15 protein-coding genes and 1 pseudogene are annotated in these 15,290 nt (G+C 72.0%); 8 read left to right on the top strand and 8 right to left on the bottom strand.

Annotated features, from left to right (window positions below):
• The first annotated feature begins 68 nt into the window (after positions 1–68).
• The 5 genes from DEW08_RS11245 to DEW08_RS11225 all read left to right on the top strand — a co-directional run bounded on the left by DEW08_RS11245 (position 69) and on the right by DEW08_RS11225 (position 5,021).
• A complete protein-coding gene (locus tag DEW08_RS11245) occupies positions 69–920 on the top strand; it encodes a class I SAM-dependent methyltransferase (protein WP_109327182.1) in 852 nt (283 codons plus the stop codon).
• A gap of 125 nt (positions 921–1,045) precedes the next feature.
• Positions 1,046–1,726: a ligase-associated DNA damage response endonuclease PdeM gene (gene pdeM, locus DEW08_RS11240; protein WP_109327180.1), complete on the top strand. Its 681-nt coding sequence runs from the start codon at positions 1,046–1,048 to the stop codon at positions 1,724–1,726.
• 75 nt (positions 1,727–1,801) lie between these two features.
• A complete protein-coding gene (locus tag DEW08_RS11235; RefSeq protein WP_109327179.1) occupies positions 1,802–3,244 on the top strand; it encodes a cryptochrome/photolyase family protein in 1,443 nt (480 codons plus the stop codon).
• A 61-nt stretch (positions 3,245–3,305) separates the two neighbouring features.
• A complete protein-coding gene (locus tag DEW08_RS11230) occupies positions 3,306–3,803 on the top strand; it encodes a Fur family transcriptional regulator (protein WP_109327178.1) in 498 nt (165 codons plus the stop codon).
• Between the two features lie 81 nt (positions 3,804–3,884).
• Positions 3,885–5,021 carry a CobW family GTP-binding protein gene (locus DEW08_RS11225; protein WP_245986580.1) on the top strand — a complete coding sequence of 379 codons (1,137 nt, stop codon included), beginning with the start codon at positions 3,885–3,887 and terminating at the stop codon, positions 5,019–5,021.
• A gap of 12 nt (positions 5,022–5,033) precedes the next feature.
• Here DEW08_RS11225 and DEW08_RS11220 read toward each other — a convergent pair whose 3' ends face one another.
• The 3 genes and pseudogenes from DEW08_RS11220 to DEW08_RS11210 all read right to left on the bottom strand — a co-directional run bounded on the left by DEW08_RS11220 (position 5,034) and on the right by DEW08_RS11210 (position 8,806).
• Positions 5,034–6,461 (bottom strand): sensor histidine kinase, encoded by a 1,428-nt coding sequence (locus tag DEW08_RS11220; protein ID WP_109327176.1) that lies wholly within the window; start codon positions 6,459–6,461, stop codon positions 5,034–5,036.
• Between the two features lie 10 nt (positions 6,462–6,471).
• Positions 6,472–7,148: pseudogene (locus tag DEW08_RS11215) on the bottom strand (winged helix-turn-helix domain-containing protein).
• A 113-nt stretch (positions 7,149–7,261) separates the two neighbouring features.
• Positions 7,262–8,806: a DegQ family serine endoprotease gene (locus DEW08_RS11210; protein WP_109327174.1), complete on the bottom strand. Its 1,545-nt coding sequence runs from the start codon at positions 8,804–8,806 to the stop codon at positions 7,262–7,264.
• A gap of 223 nt (positions 8,807–9,029) precedes the next feature.
• On the opposite strand from DEW08_RS11210, the gene DEW08_RS11205 reads away from it, so the two are divergent.
• Together DEW08_RS11205 and DEW08_RS11200 are read left to right on the top strand one after the other, a co-directional pair.
• Positions 9,030–9,671, top strand: a complete 642-nt coding sequence (locus tag DEW08_RS11205) for a LysE family translocator (RefSeq protein WP_109327173.1) — start codon at positions 9,030–9,032, stop codon at positions 9,669–9,671.
• Positions 9,672–9,742: 71 nt separating this feature from the next.
• Complete coding sequence (locus tag DEW08_RS11200) at positions 9,743–10,321, top strand: ferritin-like domain-containing protein (protein WP_109327172.1); 579 nt, start codon at positions 9,743–9,745, stop codon at positions 10,319–10,321.
• 9 nt (positions 10,322–10,330) lie between these two features.
• Here the strand turns inward: DEW08_RS11200 and DEW08_RS11195 are convergent, their stop codons facing one another.
• Complete coding sequence (locus DEW08_RS11195; protein WP_109327171.1) at positions 10,331–11,230, bottom strand: MORN repeat-containing protein; 900 nt, start codon at positions 11,228–11,230, stop codon at positions 10,331–10,333.
• A gap of 111 nt (positions 11,231–11,341) precedes the next feature.
• The gene (locus DEW08_RS11190; protein WP_109327170.1) at positions 11,342–11,764 is read right to left on the bottom strand and encodes a secondary thiamine-phosphate synthase enzyme YjbQ; all 423 of its coding nucleotides are present in this window, start codon (positions 11,762–11,764) and stop codon (positions 11,342–11,344) included.
• A 106-nt stretch (positions 11,765–11,870) separates the two neighbouring features.
• Between DEW08_RS11190 and DEW08_RS11185 the strand changes: the two genes are divergently transcribed.
• On the top strand, positions 11,871–12,371 hold the full coding sequence (locus DEW08_RS11185) for an SRPBCC family protein (protein ID WP_109327169.1): 501 nt from the start codon (positions 11,871–11,873) through the stop codon (positions 12,369–12,371).
• Here the strand turns inward: DEW08_RS11185 and DEW08_RS11180 are convergent.
• The 3 genes from DEW08_RS11180 to DEW08_RS11170 are packed head-to-tail and all read right to left on the bottom strand — an operon-like array spanning position 12,289 to position 15,240.
• Complete coding sequence (locus DEW08_RS11180) at positions 12,289–13,158, bottom strand: OmpA/MotB family protein (protein WP_245986579.1); 870 nt, start codon at positions 13,156–13,158, stop codon at positions 12,289–12,291. The genes DEW08_RS11185 and DEW08_RS11180 overlap by 83 nt on opposite strands.
• A complete protein-coding gene (locus DEW08_RS11175) occupies positions 13,145–13,942 on the bottom strand; it encodes a motility protein A (RefSeq protein WP_109327167.1) in 798 nt (265 codons plus the stop codon). Before DEW08_RS11175 ends, DEW08_RS11180 begins: the two co-directional genes overlap by 14 nt.
• A gap of 35 nt (positions 13,943–13,977) precedes the next feature.
• Positions 13,978–15,240 carry a hypothetical protein gene (locus DEW08_RS11170; RefSeq protein WP_146214685.1) on the bottom strand — a complete coding sequence of 421 codons (1,263 nt, stop codon included), beginning with the start codon at positions 15,238–15,240 and terminating at the stop codon, positions 13,978–13,980.
• Positions 15,241–15,290 lie beyond the last annotated feature (50 nt).

The following is a 15,290-nucleotide window of genomic DNA, read 5'->3' as shown; positions in this document are numbered from 1 at the left end:
GCTTCATATCTGCCCGGCTTGGATGATCCCATGCAGTAAGAACGACAAGAACCTGGAAGAAACTCCCGATGCGCAAGGATCTTCACGAGGCGAACCGCCTCTCCTGGAACGCCGCGACCGTCGCGCACAACAGCCACAAGGGCGACCAGGCCGCCTTCTTCCGGAACGGCGGTTCGACGCTCTTTCCGGAGGAGGTTGAACTCCTCGGCGAGATCCGCGGCCTGAGCCTGCTTCACCTGCAATGCAATTCCGGCCAGGACAGCCTGAGCCTCGCGCGGCTCGGCGCCGACGTGACGGGCGTCGACATCTCGGACGAGGCGATCGCCTTCGCCCGCCGCCTGTCGCATGAGAGCGGCATCCCGGCGCGTTTCGAGCGCGAGGACCTGTTCGCGTGGTTCGAGCAGGCGGCCGACGGTCAGCGGTCCTTCGACCGGGTCTTCGCCTCGTACGGGACGATCTGCTGGCTCTCCGACCTCGATGCCTGGGCGCGCGGCATCGCGAGGGTGTTGCGGCCGGACGGGCGGTTCGTGTTCATGGAGTTCCACCCCTTCGCCATGGTGTTCAATGAACGGTGGCAGCCGTTCTACGATTATTTCGACAAGGCGCCGGTGGAGGAGGATGGCGTCGGCGATTATGTGGCGGAGTCGGGCACCGGCCTCACGCCGGGGGAGCACGAGACCGGCATGGTGGATTTCCGCAACCCCCACAACTCGTACGAGTTCTACTGGGGCGTGGGCGAGGTGGTGTCGGCGCTCATCCGTGCCGGGCTGACGCTTGAGAGGATGGAGGAGTTCCCCTTTGCCAACGGGTGGCGCGGTTTCGAAGGCATGCGCGACATCGGCGGACGACGAATGGTCCCGCCGGAGGGCATGCCGCGCATTCCGCTCATGTACGGTCTCGTTGCGAGGAAGCGCCCGTAGGACGCTCCGCATCGGCTTGCGCCTGCGTCGCCTTCAGCCGGTCCCGGCGTCCCTGCCCGAGCGGACCGCATGAGACCGTTCCTGCCGAATGCGTGGAACCGCAGGCACTCCAACGGGATACGCCCATGCTTCCCCTCCCCCTCGCCGGCGTGACGCTGGCGGCGGACCCGTCCGGCGCCGTCCATTGGCCGGACCAGGGACTGATCGCCGTGGCCGACCTGCATCTGGAAAAGGGATCGGCCTTCGCCGCGCGCGGCCGGATGCTGCCGCCCTACGACACGCGGGCGACACTCGACCGGCTGGCGGCGCTGATCGACCGGCTGCGGCCGGCGCGGGTCCTCTGCCTCGGCGACAGCTTCCACGACCGGCGGGCGGCCGAGCGGATGGCCCCGGCCGATGTGGAGCGGCTGCGGGCTTTGACCGCGCGGGCCGACTGGCTGTGGATCACCGGCAACCATGATCCGGAGCCGCCGGCCGGCTTCGGCGGCCGGATCGAGGCCGAGGTCGCCATCGGCCCGCTGACCTTCCGGCACGAGGCGGTTCCGGGCGCCGTGGGGGAACTGTCCGGCCACCTGCACCCCGCCGCCGCGGTCAGCCTGCCGCCCGGCCGGCGGGTGCGCGACCGCTGCTTCGCCACCGATGGCGCCAAGCTGATCCTGCCGGCCTTCGGCAGCTATGCCGGCGGGCTGAACGTGCTGGACCCGGCGGTGTCCGGCCTGCTCAAGCGGCGGTTCGAGGTCCTGCTGGCCGCCCGCGGCAAGCTCTACCGCTTCCCGCGCGAGCGGCTGTCGCCCGATGCCGGCTGACTCAACTTCCCGCTATGGCTTGAGCGCGAGCGTGACCTATATGGGTGGCACTCGATACCTGCCATCCGGATCATCATGCTGCCGCCGGTCATCGTCTGGTTCCGCAACGACCTCCGCCTCGCCGACAACCCGGCGTTGGCCGCCGCCGCCGCGACCGGCGCCCCGGTCATCCCGCTCTACATCCTGGAGGAGGATCCGGAAGACCCCCGCCCGCTCGGCGGCGCCTCGCTGTGGTGGCTGCATGGCAGCCTGGAGCGGCTGGGGACGGCGCTGGCGCGCACCGGCTCGCCGCTGGTGCTGCGCCGCGGTCCTCCCGCCGCCGTGCTGGACGCCCTGCTGGCGGAGACCGGGGCGCGCAGCGTGCTGTGGAACCGCCGCTATGCCCCGGCCTGGATCGCGCGCGACCGCCGCATCAAGGAGACGCTGAAGACCCGCGGGATCGCCGTCCACAGCCACAACGCCGCCCTGCTGCACGAGCCCTGGACCGTGCGCACGAAGACCGGCGGCCCCTTCCGCGTCTTCACCCCCTTCTGGCGCGCCCTGCAGCAGATGCCGCCACCGCCGCCGCCGACCCGCGCGCCGCATGCGCTGCCCCCGCCGGCCGCCCCGGTGGCCGGCGACCGGCTGGCGGACTGGCACCTGCTGCCGACCTGCCCCGATTGGGCCGGCGGCCTGCGCAAGGCCTGGACGCCCGGCGAGGTCTCCGCGCTCGCCCGGCTTGCCGCCTTCCTCGACGGCCCGGTCGCCCGCTATCCGGAGGAGCGCGACCGCCCCGACCGCGACGGCACCTCCGGCCTCTCCCCCCATCTCGCCTTCGGGGAGATCGGGCCGCGGCAGGTCTGGTACGCCGCCCGCCATGCCGCCGACGCGCGGCCGGAACTGGCGGCCGGCATCGACGCCTTCCTGCGCGAGATCGCGTGGCGGGAGTTCAACCACACCCTGCTCGACGCCTTCCCCGACCTCGCGACCCGGCCGATGGATCCCCGCTTCGCCGACTTTCCCTGGCGAGACGACCCGGCGGGACTGAAGGCCTGGCAGCTCGGCCGCACCGGCTATCCCATCGTCGACGCGGGGATGCGGCAGCTCTGGCAGACCGGCTGGATGCACAACCGGGTGCGGATGATCGTCGCCTCCTTCCTGGTGAAGGACCTGCTGCTGCCATGGCAGGCGGGCGAGGCGTGGTTCCGGGATACGCTGGTCGATGCCGACCACGCCAACAACGCCGGCAACTGGCAGTGGGTGGCCGGCTGCGGCGCCGACGCCGCGCCCTTCTTCCGCGTCTTCAACCCGGTGCTGCAGGGCGAGAAGTTCGACCCCGACGGCGCCTATGTCCGCCGCTTCGTGCCCGAGCTGGCCGGCCTGCCCGCCCGCTGGATCCACAAGCCGTGGGAGGCGCCGGCCGACATCCTGCGGCAGGCCGGGGTGAGGCTGGGCAGCGACTATCCGCGCCCGATCCTCGACCATGGCGCCGCCCGCGACCGGGCGCTGGCGCTCTATGCGGAGCGCAAGGCGGGCTGATCCGTCCGGCGCACGCACACGCCCCTTCCTCCCGCGGCATCGGGCGTTATATAGTAACACAATGAGCGACACCGCCGAGACCGCCAGCCCCGCCCCGGGTCATGGACACGACCACGCCCACTGCGTCGCCGACGCGCTGACCCGTGCCGAGGCGCTGTGCGCCGAGCGGGGGGCGCGGCTGACCGCGCTGCGCCGCCGCGTGCTGGAGCTGGTGTGGAGCGGCCACCGCCCCCGCGGCGCCTATGCCATCCTGGAGGATCTCAGCCAGCAGGACGGCAAGGCCACCGCGCCGCTGACCGTCTACCGCGCGCTGGAGTTCCTGGTGGAGCAAGGGCTGGTCCACCGCATCGAATCCCTCAACGCCTATGTCGGATGCCCCGATCCCGGGGCGGTCCATTCCGGCCAGTTCCTGGTCTGCGAACGCTGCGGCGATGCCGACGAGATCGACGATCCCGGCATCCGGGCGGCCATCCAGACCTCCGCCGCCGCACGCGGCTTCCGCATCCAGCGCCCGACCGTCGAGGTCCGCGGCGTCTGCAAAGCCTGTCAGGAGACCTGATCCCGTGAGCCCCGTTCCCCCTCCTCTCCCCGCCTGCCGGTCTCGGTCCTCACCGGGTTCCTCGGCAGCGGCAAGACGACCTTGCTGCAGGCGCTGCTGCGGCATCCGGGCATGGCGCGCACCGCCATCGTGATCAACGAGTTCGGCGAGGTCGGGCTCGACCATCTGCTGGTCGCCAAGGCGTCGGAGAACATGGTGCTGATGGACAGCGGCTGCCTGTGCTGCACCATCCGCGGCGATCTGGTCGACACGCTGCGCGACCTGTTCCTGAAGCGGGTGCGCGGCGAGGTGCCGGACTTCGAGCGCGTGGTGGTGGAGACCACCGGCCTTGCCGATCCGGCCCCGATCATCCACACGCTGATGACCGACCCGCTGCTGGCCGCCCGCTTCCGGCTGGACGGGGTGATCACCACGGTGGACGCGGTGCATGGCTCCAGCCAGCTCGACCGCCAGCCGGAGAGCGTGAAGCAGGCCGCCGTCGCCGACCGCATCGTGCTGACCAAGACCGACGTCGCGACACCGCAGGCCACGCTGGCGCTGTGCCGGCGCCTCGGCACCATCAACCCGGCCGCCCCGATCATCCCCGCCGCCCATGGCGAGGTCGATCCCGCCACGCTCTTCGACGCCGGCCTTTTCAACCCCGAGACCAAGAGCCCGGACGTCGTCCGCTGGCTGCGCGAGGAGGCCTACCGCGAGGCACAGGCGCGGGGCCACGATGGCCATGACGGGCATGATCATGGGCACGGGCATCACGGGCATGATCATGATCACGGCCATCACCATCATGATCACGGGCATGACCATGAGCACGGCGAGGCCTGCGGTCCCGATTGCGGCCACGACCATCACCATCACGATGCCAACCGGCACGACGACCATATCCGCGCCTTCTGCATGGTGGTGGAGCGTCCGGTCCCCTGGAACAGCTTCGTGGACTTCATGGAGGCCCTGATCGCCCGCGGCGGCGACAACCTGCTGCGCATCAAGGGCATGCTGAACGTGGTGGAGACCGACATGCCGGTCGTCGTCCACGGCGTACAGCACATGTTCCACCCGCCGGTGCGGCTGGAGGAATGGCCGAACGACGATCACCGGACCAAGCTGGTCTTCATCACCCGCGACATGGACCAGTCGGTGATCGAGCCGCTGTTCAACGCCCTGGTCTGGGGAGAGGGCCCGATACCGGACGCCTTGCCGGAGGCCGCGCCGAAGGCCTGACCACTCCGGCCGTCAGGCGCGGGCGGCGCCTTCCGCCCGCGCCTGCCCGTCCCTCTTCGCCGCGGCCGCCTTCGGGAAGGTCAGGGTGACGCGCAGGCCGGGCTCGTTGTCGCCCAGCTCCAGCCTGGCGCCGTGCAGCGTCGCCACCGCATCGACGAGGCTGAGGCCGAGCCCGTTGCCGGGCGACGCCCGCGCGCTGTCCAGCCGGACGAAGCGCTGCAGCACCTTCTGCCGCTGGTCGGCCGGAATGCCGGGGCCGCTGTCGGCGACCGTGATGCGGGCGGCGCGGCCGGGGCCGCTCCCCTCCAGCAGCAGCGTGATCCGGCCTCCGGACGGGGTGTACTTGATCGCGTTGTCCAGCAGGTTCGACACCACCTGCGACAGCAGTTGCCCGTTGCCCATCACGACCGGGTTGCCGCGCGCCTCGGCCCGCAGCACCTGCCCCTTCTCCTCGGCCACCGGCTCGTAGAGGTCGGCGGCGAGCTGCACGACCTCCACCAGGTCGACCGGGGCGAAGTCGGCGCGGCGGGTGCCGGATTCGGCTTCCGCGATGGACAGCAGGGCGGCGAAGGTCGACAGCAGCCGGTCGGCCTCGGCGATCGTCTCCTGCAGGACGGTGCGGTAGACCTCGGGGTCCTCGGTCTCCTGGATCAGCGCCAGCTCGATGCGCGAGCGCAGACGGGTCAGCGGCGTGCGCAGATCGTGCGCCACGCTGTCGGCGACCTGCCGCATGCCGGTCATCAGCCGCTCGATCCGGTCGAGCATGGCGTTGAGGTTGCCGGCCAGCCGGTCGATCTCGTCCCCGTCGCCGCGGCGCGGCACCCGGCCGGACAGGTCGCCGGCCATGATCTGCCGCGTGGTGCGGTTGATCGCCTCGATCCGCAGCATGGCGCCGCGGCCGACCAGCAGCCCGCCGCCGAGGCCGAGCATGGCGGTCACGCCGAGGATCCAGCCGAGCGACTGGACCATGCGGTCGCGAAGCTGGTCGATCTCGCTCATGTCGCGGCCGACCAGCAGGCGGTAATGGCCGGGCAGCGTGAAGCTGATGGCCTGCGCGGTGGAGGGGCGGTCGGTGGCCCCGCCATATTCCGAGACCTTGAAATGGGTCCAGCCGCTGGCGTTGGGCACGGCCGCCGGCCAGCCCGACAGGTTGCCCGCCAGGATCACCCCGGTCGGCGTCGTCACCAGATAGATCGAGTTGTTGTTGGTCAGCGCGCTGCGCTCGCGCACCACGTCGATCAGCCCGCCCAGCCCGTTGTTGCGGTACTGGTCCTGCAGGCCGGCGACCTCCAGCGCGATGGTCTCGCCGATCTCCTGCTCCAGGAATCCCGCGGTGGTGCGGTAGACCACCATCAGGATCACGCCGACCGACACGACGAACAGCGCCAGATAGAGGATCGCCAGCCGGAAGGCGGAGGTGCGCAGGAGTTTCTTCAGCACGGCGTCCCGCTTACTCCGGCGCGCGCAGGCTGTAGCCGGCGCCCCGCACGGTGTGGATCAGCGGGGCCGGGAAGTCCTTGTCGATCTTCTGCCGCAGCCGGGCGATGTGCACGTCGATGACGTTGGTCTGCGGATCGAAGTGATAGTCCCAGACATGCTCCAGCATCATGGTCCGGGTGACCACGCTGCCGGCGTTGCGCATCAGGTACTCCAGCAGGGCGAACTCGCGGGGCAGCAGCTCGATCGGCTTGCCCGACCGCTTCACCGTCCGCGACAGCAGGTCCATCTCCAGGTCCGCCACCACCAGCTTGGTCTGCGGCTGGCCGGCCCCGCGGCGCCGGGCCAGCACCTCCAGCCGGGCGAGCAGCTCGGTGAAGGCATAGGGCTTGGTCAGATAGTCGTCGCCGCCGGCCCGCAGCCCCTTCACCCGGTCGTCGACGCTGCCGAGCGCGGAGAGGAACAGCACCGGCGTCTCGTTGCCGGCCGCGCGCAGCACCTGCACCAGCGACAGCCCGTCCCGGCCGGGCAGCATGCGGTCGACCACCATCACGTCGTAATGCTCCGCCCCGGCAAGGTAGAGCCCTTCCTTGCCGTCCTGGGCGACATCCACGACATGCCCGGCCTCCTTCAGCCCTTGGCGAGGTAGCTGGCCGCCTGCTGGTCGTCTTCGATCACGAGGACTTTCATGTGCATCAGTGTAGTCTTCCCGCGCGCAGGGGCCAAGGCAGGGCTTTCGCCCCACCCCGGCCCCGCATGTCCTGCCCTGTCCGCCGCCGCCCGGCCGGCCGGGCGGCGGGTGCTCAGGCCTTCCCCAGCCGCAGGGCCACGAAGGTCTCGTTGCCCTGGCGGTTGACCAGCATCAGCACGGCCTTCTGCCCGGCCTTCTCGGCCTCCGCCACCTTGCGGGAGACGTCCGCCGGGCTCTTCACCACGTCGCCCGCCACCTGCTCGATCACGTCGCCGGGGCGCAGAACCGTCTCACCGGCATTGGGCGCGAGGCCGGTGACGACCACGCCATGGACGCCGTCCTGCAGTCCCAGGCGCTTGCGCGTCGCCGAATCGAGGGGCGCGAGCTTCATGCCCTTCACCGCCTCGACCGACGGCTTGGCGCCCTGCTCCGGCTCGGCCGCGGCCACCTGCTCCTCGGTCAGCCGGTCGATGCGCACGGGGATCGAGGTCTCGCGGCCGTCGCGCAGCACGCGCAGGGTGACCTCGCTGCCGGCCTTGGTCTCCGCCACGCCGCGGGTCAGGTCGCGCAGGCTCGACAGCGGCTTGCCGTCATAGCTGAGGATCACGTCGCCTTGGCGCAGGCCGGCCCGCGCCGCCGGGCTGCCGCCGGTCACCTCGGCGACCAGCGCGCCCCTCGCCTCCGGCAGGCCGACGCTCTCGGCGATGTCCGGCGTGACGCCCTGGATCTTCACGCCGAGCCAGCCGCGCTCGACCTTGCCGTGCTCCTTCAGCTGGGCGACCACCTCGCTGGCGAGCTTGGAGGGGATGGCGAAGCCGATGCCGACCGAGCCGCCGTTGGGCGAGTAGATCGCCGTGTTGATGCCGATGACCCGGCCGCTCATGTCGAAGGTCGGGCCGCCGGAGTTGCCGCGGTTGATGGCGGCGTCGAGCTGCAGGAAATCGTCATAGGGGCCGCTGTGGATGTCGCGCCCGCGGGCCGAGACGATGCCCTTGGTGACCGAGCCGCCGAGGCCGAAGGGATTGCCGACCGCCATCACCCAGTCGCCGACGCGCGCCTTGTCGCTGTCGCCCCAGGCGAGCGCCGGCAGCGGCTTCTCCGCCTTCACCTTCAGCAGCGCGATGTCGGTCTTGGCGTCGCGCCCGACCAGCGTGGCCGGCAGCGAGGTGCCGTCCTGCAGCGTTACGGTGATCTCCTGCGCGCCGTCGATGACATGGTTGTTCGTCACGACATAGCCGGCGGGGTCGATGATGAAGCCCGACCCCAGCGCGCCCATCTTGCCGCGCGGCTGGGCCGGCCCCTCGTCCCCGTCGTCCGGGCCCTGGCCCTGCTGCTCCTGGAAGCGGCGGAAGAACTCCTCGAAGGGCGAGCCGGGCGGGAAGCCGGGAAGGGCCGGCCGCTTGGCCTCGGCCTTCACCTCCTGCGTGGTGGCGATGTTGACCACCGCCGGCGTGACCCGGGCGGCGAGGTCGGCGAAGCTGGCCGGCGCGCCCTGCTCCATCGCCGCGGCCGGCGGCTGCACGGTCTGGGCGCGGGCATCCGTCCAGGGGGCGGTGAGCGCGGCACCCGACAGCACCGTCGTGCCGAGCAGCACGGCGGCGACCGTCCGGCGGAACCGGCGGGCGCGCGAGGAGACGGGAGTGGTCGTGGTGCTCATGGAAACTGGCTCCGTAGAGGGCATGGCAGGCTGTTGCGGTCCTGGAGGAGGCCGGTCCTTCCGGATCGACCGGCCGACACGGCTCAACATAGGAAGCCCGCCCGCACCACCGCCTTGCCGCGGGATGAAATGTTTTTCAGGGTAGCCATGCGCACCCGCCCGCTGTACGGCCGCCGGCCGACCCGTTAGCCTCGCGCCTTCCCCGCCGAGACGGAGCCGCGCCGTGACCATCGCCGAGTCGCTGATCGCCTTCACGCTGGCCGCCGGACTGGTCACCCTGACGCCGGGGCTGGACACCGCGCTGGTCCTGCGCACCGCGGCGGTGGAGGGGGCGCGGCGCGCCGCCCTCGCCGGGGCCGGCATCTGCGCCGGCTGCCTGGCCTGGGGGATCGTCACCGCCCTCGGTCTAGGCGCCCTGCTGGCGGCCTCGGAACTCGCCTACACCGTCCTGCGCTGGGCCGGGGCCGCCTACCTGATCCATCTCGGCACCCGCATGATCCTGAACGCCCGCAGCGGCTTCGGCGAGGCCGCGGCAGATGCCCACAGCCGGTTCGGCACCTCCCCCGGCGGCTGGTTCGTCCGCGGCTTCGTCACCAACATCCTGAACCCGAAGGTCGGCGTCTTCTACGTCACCTTCCTGCCGCAGTTCCTGCCGCCGGGGGTGGAAGCGGTGTCCTTCAACGCGCTGCTCGCCTCCATCCACGCGGTGGAGGGCATGCTGTGGTTCGCCGCCCTGATCTGGGCGACGCGCCCGCTGTCGGCCCTGCTGCGCCGTCCGGCGGTGGTGGCGGGGCTGGACCGGCTGACCGGGGCGGTATTGATCGGCTTCGGCCTGAAGCTGATCGCCGACCAGCAGAGGATGTGAGGGCGGCGCGACCTTTCCGGCACAGCGCTGTTTCCCGGCGGCCCCCCGCCCGACTGCCGGAGCCGCCGCCCGTGACCGAACAGCCCGACACCGCCTCCCTGCTCGCCGAACTGGTCGATCTCCTGCAGCTCGAATATGACGCCCTGCCGGTCTATTCGCTGGCGATCTCCGCCCTGAAGCGCAGCGACCACCGCGACGCGCTGGCCGCCTTCCGCGACGACCACCAGCGCCATGTCGATGCCCTGACGCCACTGATCCGCGATCTGGGCGGCATCCCGCTTCCGCTGCCCCACCTGCCGACCGGCCTGTTCAAGCTGGCGGTCCAGGCGGCGGCCCTGCCCGGCGGCGACCGCGCCATCCTGCTGGCCTTCAAGTCGAACGAGTGGCAGTCGCGCGCCAAGTACGGCCGCCATGCCGGCCGGCCGCACGCCCCGCAGGTCGCGGAGCTGCTCAGCCGCCACGCCGCCGACGAATCGCGCCATTACGCCTGGGTGTGCGGCGCGCTGGAGGAGATGCGGACCGGCACCGACACGCTGACCGGCGCCGCCTTCGACCTGTTCGCCCGCATCCACGGCACCAACGCCGACCTCGTGGAGGCGGCGGGCCGCGCCGCGCTGGAGGCGACGGTGCGGATGACGCGTGCCGCCTGACGTCCGCGCCTACTGCTTCAGCGACAGCGGCCGCCCGACGGTGCCGGAGATCGGCTCCAGCGGCGGCGGGGCCTGCGTGCGCGGATCGACCCCGCCACCGCCGCCCGCGGCGACCGGAACCGCGGTGGCGGGGGCCGCGGATGGGGCCGGTACAGCGACCGGCGGCTTCGGTTCCATGGCGGGAGCCGGGGTCTTCACCGGAACCGGCGCCGCCAGCGGAGCCGGCTTCGCCTCGACCGGCGGCTTCGGCACGGCATGGCCGGCAATGGAGGGAACGGCCGGGGCGGGAATGGCCGGGGCGGGAGCGGCCACCGGCGCCGGCTTCGCCGGATCGAGCGGCGTCCCGGGGCGGACGGTCCAGTCCTTGTCGACCAGCGCCGTGAAGCGGGCACCGCCGGCGGTGACATACTCGCCCTCGCCGGTCGGCCGGTTGCGCTCGAAGCGGCCGACATAGCGGTCGCCGTTGCCCAGGGTCAGGGTGCCGTGGCCGGTGCGATGGTCGCCCGCCCACTCCCCGTCATAGCGGCGGCCGTCGGGCCAGGTGAAGCTGCCCCGCCCCTCCGCCACGCCGTCCCTGAAGCTGCCGGTGAAGCGGCGGCCGTTCTCCCACTGCACCTCGCCGTCTCCCTGGGCGCGTCCGGCGACGAAGCCGGCGCTCTGGCGGCCCTGCAGCTTGCCGTCGGTGAACCAGGACAGCACGCCCTGCCCGTCGGCATAGCCGTCCTTGCAGGGGCCGTCCCAGCTCACGCTCTTGCGCGGGTCGGGATAGAGGTCCCAGACGAGACAGCCCTGGTTCGTGTCCTTCACCACCTGCCCGCCGGCGGCGGCCGGGAACGGCGCACCGGTCATGAGGGCGGCCGTCACCAAGGCGGCCAGCGCGCTGCCGGCTGGCCACACGCGGCGTTTCATGCCCGTCAGTCCTGTTCGGTTGAAGATTGGACTGCGATGATGGAAAGCCGGGCCGGACCGGGCAACCGCGCATCCCGCATTGCAGCAATTCCGGTGACGCGCCTGACGCGCTCACTCCCCCATCAGATGCAGGACGACCTGCCGGTCATGCGGCCGGGCGCGGTGCTCGAACAGGTAGATCCCCTGCCAGGTGCCGAGCGCCAGCCGTCCCTGCACCAGCGGTACCGACAGGGTGACGGCGGTGAGGGCGGAGCGGATGTGCGCCGGCATGTCGTCCGGCCCCTCCGCCCGGTGGATGTAGAGCGACGGGTCCTCCGCCACCAGCCGCTTGAAGAAGCGGACGAGATCGGTCTGGACGTCGGGATCCGCGTTCTCCTGGATCACCAGCGAGGCGGAGGTGTGGCGGCAGAAGACGGTCAGCAGCCCGGTGGCGATCCCCTGGCCGGACAGCCAGCGCTCGACCTGCCCGGTGATCTCGACCAGCCCGGCGCCCGCCGTGCGCACGGACAGGGTGGTGACGGCCTGCCTCATCATGTCGCTCCCTTCCGGTCCTCACGCGGCCATCGCCCGGCCGTGGTTGGTAATGCGGCCCTGCGATACCACATCGGTGCCTCTGGAGGAGTTGTCCAATGGTGTGTCGATGGAGTTGAGCGGTACCCACCGGATCCCCGCCCCGCGCGACCGCGTGTTCACCGCGCTGTGCGACCCGGAGATCCTGTTGCGCTGCGTCCCGGTGCTGGAGGAGATCGACCGGCTGTCGCCGACCGACTACGCCGCCCGCGTGCGCGCCAGCGTCGGACCGCTGAAGGCGCGCTTCGCCGGGCGCCTGCGCCTGATGCCGGAGGATGCGCCGCGCTTCTACGTCCTGCTGGCCGAAGGCAGCGGCGGCCTCGCCGGCATGGTGAAGGGCGAGGCGCGCGTGACGCTGGAGGAGGTCGACGGCCATACCCTGCTGTCCTACACGCTGGCCGCGGCGCTGGGCGGCGCGGTCGGCCGGCTGGCGGTGAAGCTGGTGCAGGCCAAGTCCGACCGGGTGATCGGCGCCTTCTTCGAGCGCTTCACGGCGGAGATCCTGCCCCCGTCGCACGTGACGCCGGGGATGGCGCCGGAGGCGGCTCTTCCGCCTGGATCGACAGGGTGACGCGGCGGTTGCGCGCACGGCTCGCCGGATCGCTGCCGGGGCTGACCGGCCGGGTGTCGGCATAGCCGATGGCGGCGATGCGGCCGGCCGGCAGTCCCGCCTCCACCAGCAGCCGCACGACCGACGCGGCGCGCGCCGCCGACAACTCCCAGTTGGAGGGGAAGCGGGCGGTGGCGATCGGCACGGAGTCGGTGTGGCCCTCCACCAGCAGGTCGCCCGGCGTCGCGACGATCAGCGGCGCCAGCCGGGCGAGCAGCCAGCGCCCCTCGCGCGACAGCTCCGCCTGGCCGGAGGCGAAGAGGATGGCATCGCCGATCTCGATCCCCACCCGGTTCTGCTGGACCCGCACCCGCACCCCCTCCGGCACGCCGAGCGCCGTCAGCCGGTCGCGCCAGCGCCGGCCCAGCGCCTCGGGCGATTCGACGGCCACCTGATCGGGGTTCAGGCGCGGGCGCGGATCGGGCGGCACCAGGTCCCGCTCTATGGGGACCTGCTCGACGGCCGGCAGCGACGGGACGTCCTGGGCCGGCGGTGGCGGCGTCTTGGGGAGCTGGTCCTTCACCGTGGTGATCGCCAGCAGCATGACGAACACGGCGAACAGCAGCGTCACCATGTCGGAGTAGCTGAGCAGCCAGATTTCCTGGTCGTCGTCGCCCTGCGGCAGGGTGGAGGTGGTCGGGCGGCGCTGCCAGGGCGGCGGCATGTCGGAAGCCGACAGACCGGGCGGACGCCCCCCACGCCCGCCGCCACCGCCCGCCCCCGGCCCCGGCCCGTCAGTCCGCGCCATGCAGCTCGTCCCTCCGCTCCCGCACGAACTCCTCCATGGAATCGGCGACCACCGAGGGCGAACGGCCGAGCCGCACCAGCAGGATCCCCTCCAGCAGCACGTTCAGGTGGGCGACGCGGCGGGCGGTGCGCTGCTCCAGCTTGATGGCGATCGGCTTGAAGACGATGTTGGCCAGCACGACGCCGTAGAAGGTGGCGACCAGCGCCACCGACATGTGCTCGCCGACCTCGCCGATGGTGGCGGTGCCGAGCCCGGCCATCAGCCCGATCAGACCGACCAGCGTCGCCATCAGCCCGAAGGCGGGCGCCAGCGCCGCCAGCGTGCGGAACAGCCGGGCATCCACCGTCTCCTGCTCCATCAGCTTCTGCACCCGCCAGTTCATGACGTGCAGGATGTCCTCCACCGGCGCGCCGTCGACGACGAGCTGGAGGCCCAGCCGCAGGAACGGGCTGCCGACCGCCGCCAGCCGCGCCTCCGCCTCGCGCACCAGCCCGCGGTGATAGGCGCGGGCGAAGTCCAGCAGTTCGGCGATGTCCTGCTTGATGGGATCGTCCTCGCGGAAGATCCCCAGCAGCGACCGCAGGGCGGCCAGCAGTTCCGAGGTGCGGAAGGCCAGCAGCCCGGCCACCATGACGCCGCCGCCGACGATCACCGCGCCGGTGCCGTTCCACAGAACCTGGATGCCGTGCTGCACGCCGATATAGGCGATCAGGACCAGCGCCCCGGCGATGCCGAGCACGGTCGAGGTCATCACGCCCGGTGTCTTGCGGCGGGCCGTTGCCATGTCGCGATTCCTGCGCCTGTCTTCAGGGGGGTGGATTAGTCATCGTGCCCGAACAGGCGGGTCAGCAGCCCGGGCGCCGCGGCCGGTGCGGCCTGATCCACCGCCTCCTGCCCGTCCGCCGCCGTCTCGACGCCGCGGTCGCGCCCCCGGCTGCCCTCCGGCGGTTCCGCCGGCAGGACGGCCGCCTCCGCCGCGGCATCGGCGGCGTGTCCCTGGAAGAGAGTGAGGCCCGCCGCCCGCCCGACCTCCAGCGCCGCCGGCGAGGTGCAGCGCCACAGCACCAGCCGGTCGGGGCCGAACCGCTCCACCGCCGCGCGCAGCCTCTCCCCGGCCCCGGCAGCCCCGGCGCCGGCGGTCCAGGCGGCCTTGACGAAGGCCGGCTCCACCCCTGCGAGGTCGAGCGTCGCCAGCGCCTCCAGCGGCACCCGGTCGACGGCGACGGCGAAGCCGAGGTCGGCCAGCCGCTCCGCCGCCAGGGCAAAGCGGTCGCCGGACAGGCCGAGCTCCCAGCTCGCCAGTTCGGCCACCAGGGTGCGGCGCACCTCCGGCGGGATCGGGCGGATCATGGCGGTGAACTCGTCGCCGAGAACGGTGGACACATGCAGGTCGATGCCGAAGCGCCGCCCGCTCAGCCAGCGGTCGCGGGCGATGTGGCGCAGCATGCCGCGGTCGAGCATCGCGGCGATCTCGTGCCGCAGCCAGTCGTTGCGGCGAAGCTCCACCTCCAGCCGCGACTCCAGCTCCTCCAGCGAGATGGCGAGTTCGGTCAGCAGGGTCGACGGCGGTTCCGTGGCGAAGGACCAGACCGGCTGTTCGCGCAGCAGCGCCTCGACGTCGGCGCCGCGCAGGCTGCGCTCCACTTCCAGCATCCGGCCCAGCGTGGCGGAGGACACCGGCCGTGCCGGGGGCGAACCGCGCGCCCGGCCGGGCTCGGCCCCCGGCAGAACCTCCTCCAGCAGGCCGGCGGCCCCGGTCTTCAGATCGAAGAATCCGGCATGGGCGGTGCCGAACCCGTGATGGCGCAGCACGTGGATCAGGGCGGCGGCCCCGGTCTCCAGCGCGCCGCGGGCGTCGTCGGGCGCCAGGATCAGCAGCCGCGCCCCCGGCAGCGGGAAGACCTCGCGCGGCTGGCTGCCGAGCCAGCTCTCCAGATAATGGTCGAGCGACAGGGCGAAACGCGTGTCCTCGTGGTGCTCCACCTCGTGGAGGTCCAGAAGCAGGGCCACCTTCGCCTCCGGACGGTCCCGAAGGTCGAGCAACCGTGCGACGAAGGCCTGACCGACTGCTTGCTCGCTCATCAATGCACCCAGGTGGCGGACGGAATTCCCCGGGCATCCGCCATGCAAAG

It is taken from the genome of Azospirillum thermophilum, from assembly GCF_003130795.1.
Classification (GTDB): Bacteria; Pseudomonadota; Alphaproteobacteria; order Azospirillales; family Azospirillaceae; genus Azospirillum; species Azospirillum thermophilum.
This window is presented reverse-complemented; position numbering and strand designations above follow the sequence as displayed.

Coding starts and splice junctions, on each gene's coding strand:
- DEW08_RS11245 (WP_109327182.1), top strand. CDS start 69: ATGCGCAAGGATCTTCACGAGGCGAACCGCCTCTCCTGGAACGCCGCG.
- pdeM (WP_109327180.1), top strand. CDS start 1,046: ATGCTTCCCCTCCCCCTCGCCGGCGTGACGCTGGCGGCGGACCCGTCC.
- DEW08_RS11235 (WP_109327179.1), top strand. CDS start 1,802: ATGCTGCCGCCGGTCATCGTCTGGTTCCGCAACGACCTCCGCCTCGCC.
- DEW08_RS11230 (WP_109327178.1), top strand. CDS start 3,306: ATGAGCGACACCGCCGAGACCGCCAGCCCCGCCCCGGGTCATGGACAC.
- DEW08_RS11210 (WP_109327174.1), bottom strand. CDS start 8,806: ATGAGCACCACGACCACTCCCGTCTCCTCGCGCGCCCGCCGGTTCCGC.
- DEW08_RS11195 (WP_109327171.1), bottom strand. CDS start 11,230: ATGAAACGCCGCGTGTGGCCAGCCGGCAGCGCGCTGGCCGCCTTGGTG.
- DEW08_RS11190 (WP_109327170.1), bottom strand. CDS start 11,764: ATGATGAGGCAGGCCGTCACCACCCTGTCCGTGCGCACGGCGGGCGCC.
- DEW08_RS11185 (WP_109327169.1), top strand. CDS start 11,871: ATGGAGTTGAGCGGTACCCACCGGATCCCCGCCCCGCGCGACCGCGTG.
- DEW08_RS11180 (WP_245986579.1), bottom strand. CDS start 13,158: ATGGCGCGGACTGACGGGCCGGGGCCGGGGGCGGGCGGTGGCGGCGGG.
- DEW08_RS11175 (WP_109327167.1), bottom strand. CDS start 13,942: ATGGCAACGGCCCGCCGCAAGACACCGGGCGTGATGACCTCGACCGTG.
- DEW08_RS11170 (WP_146214685.1), bottom strand. CDS start 15,240: ATGAGCGAGCAAGCAGTCGGTCAGGCCTTCGTCGCACGGTTGCTCGAC.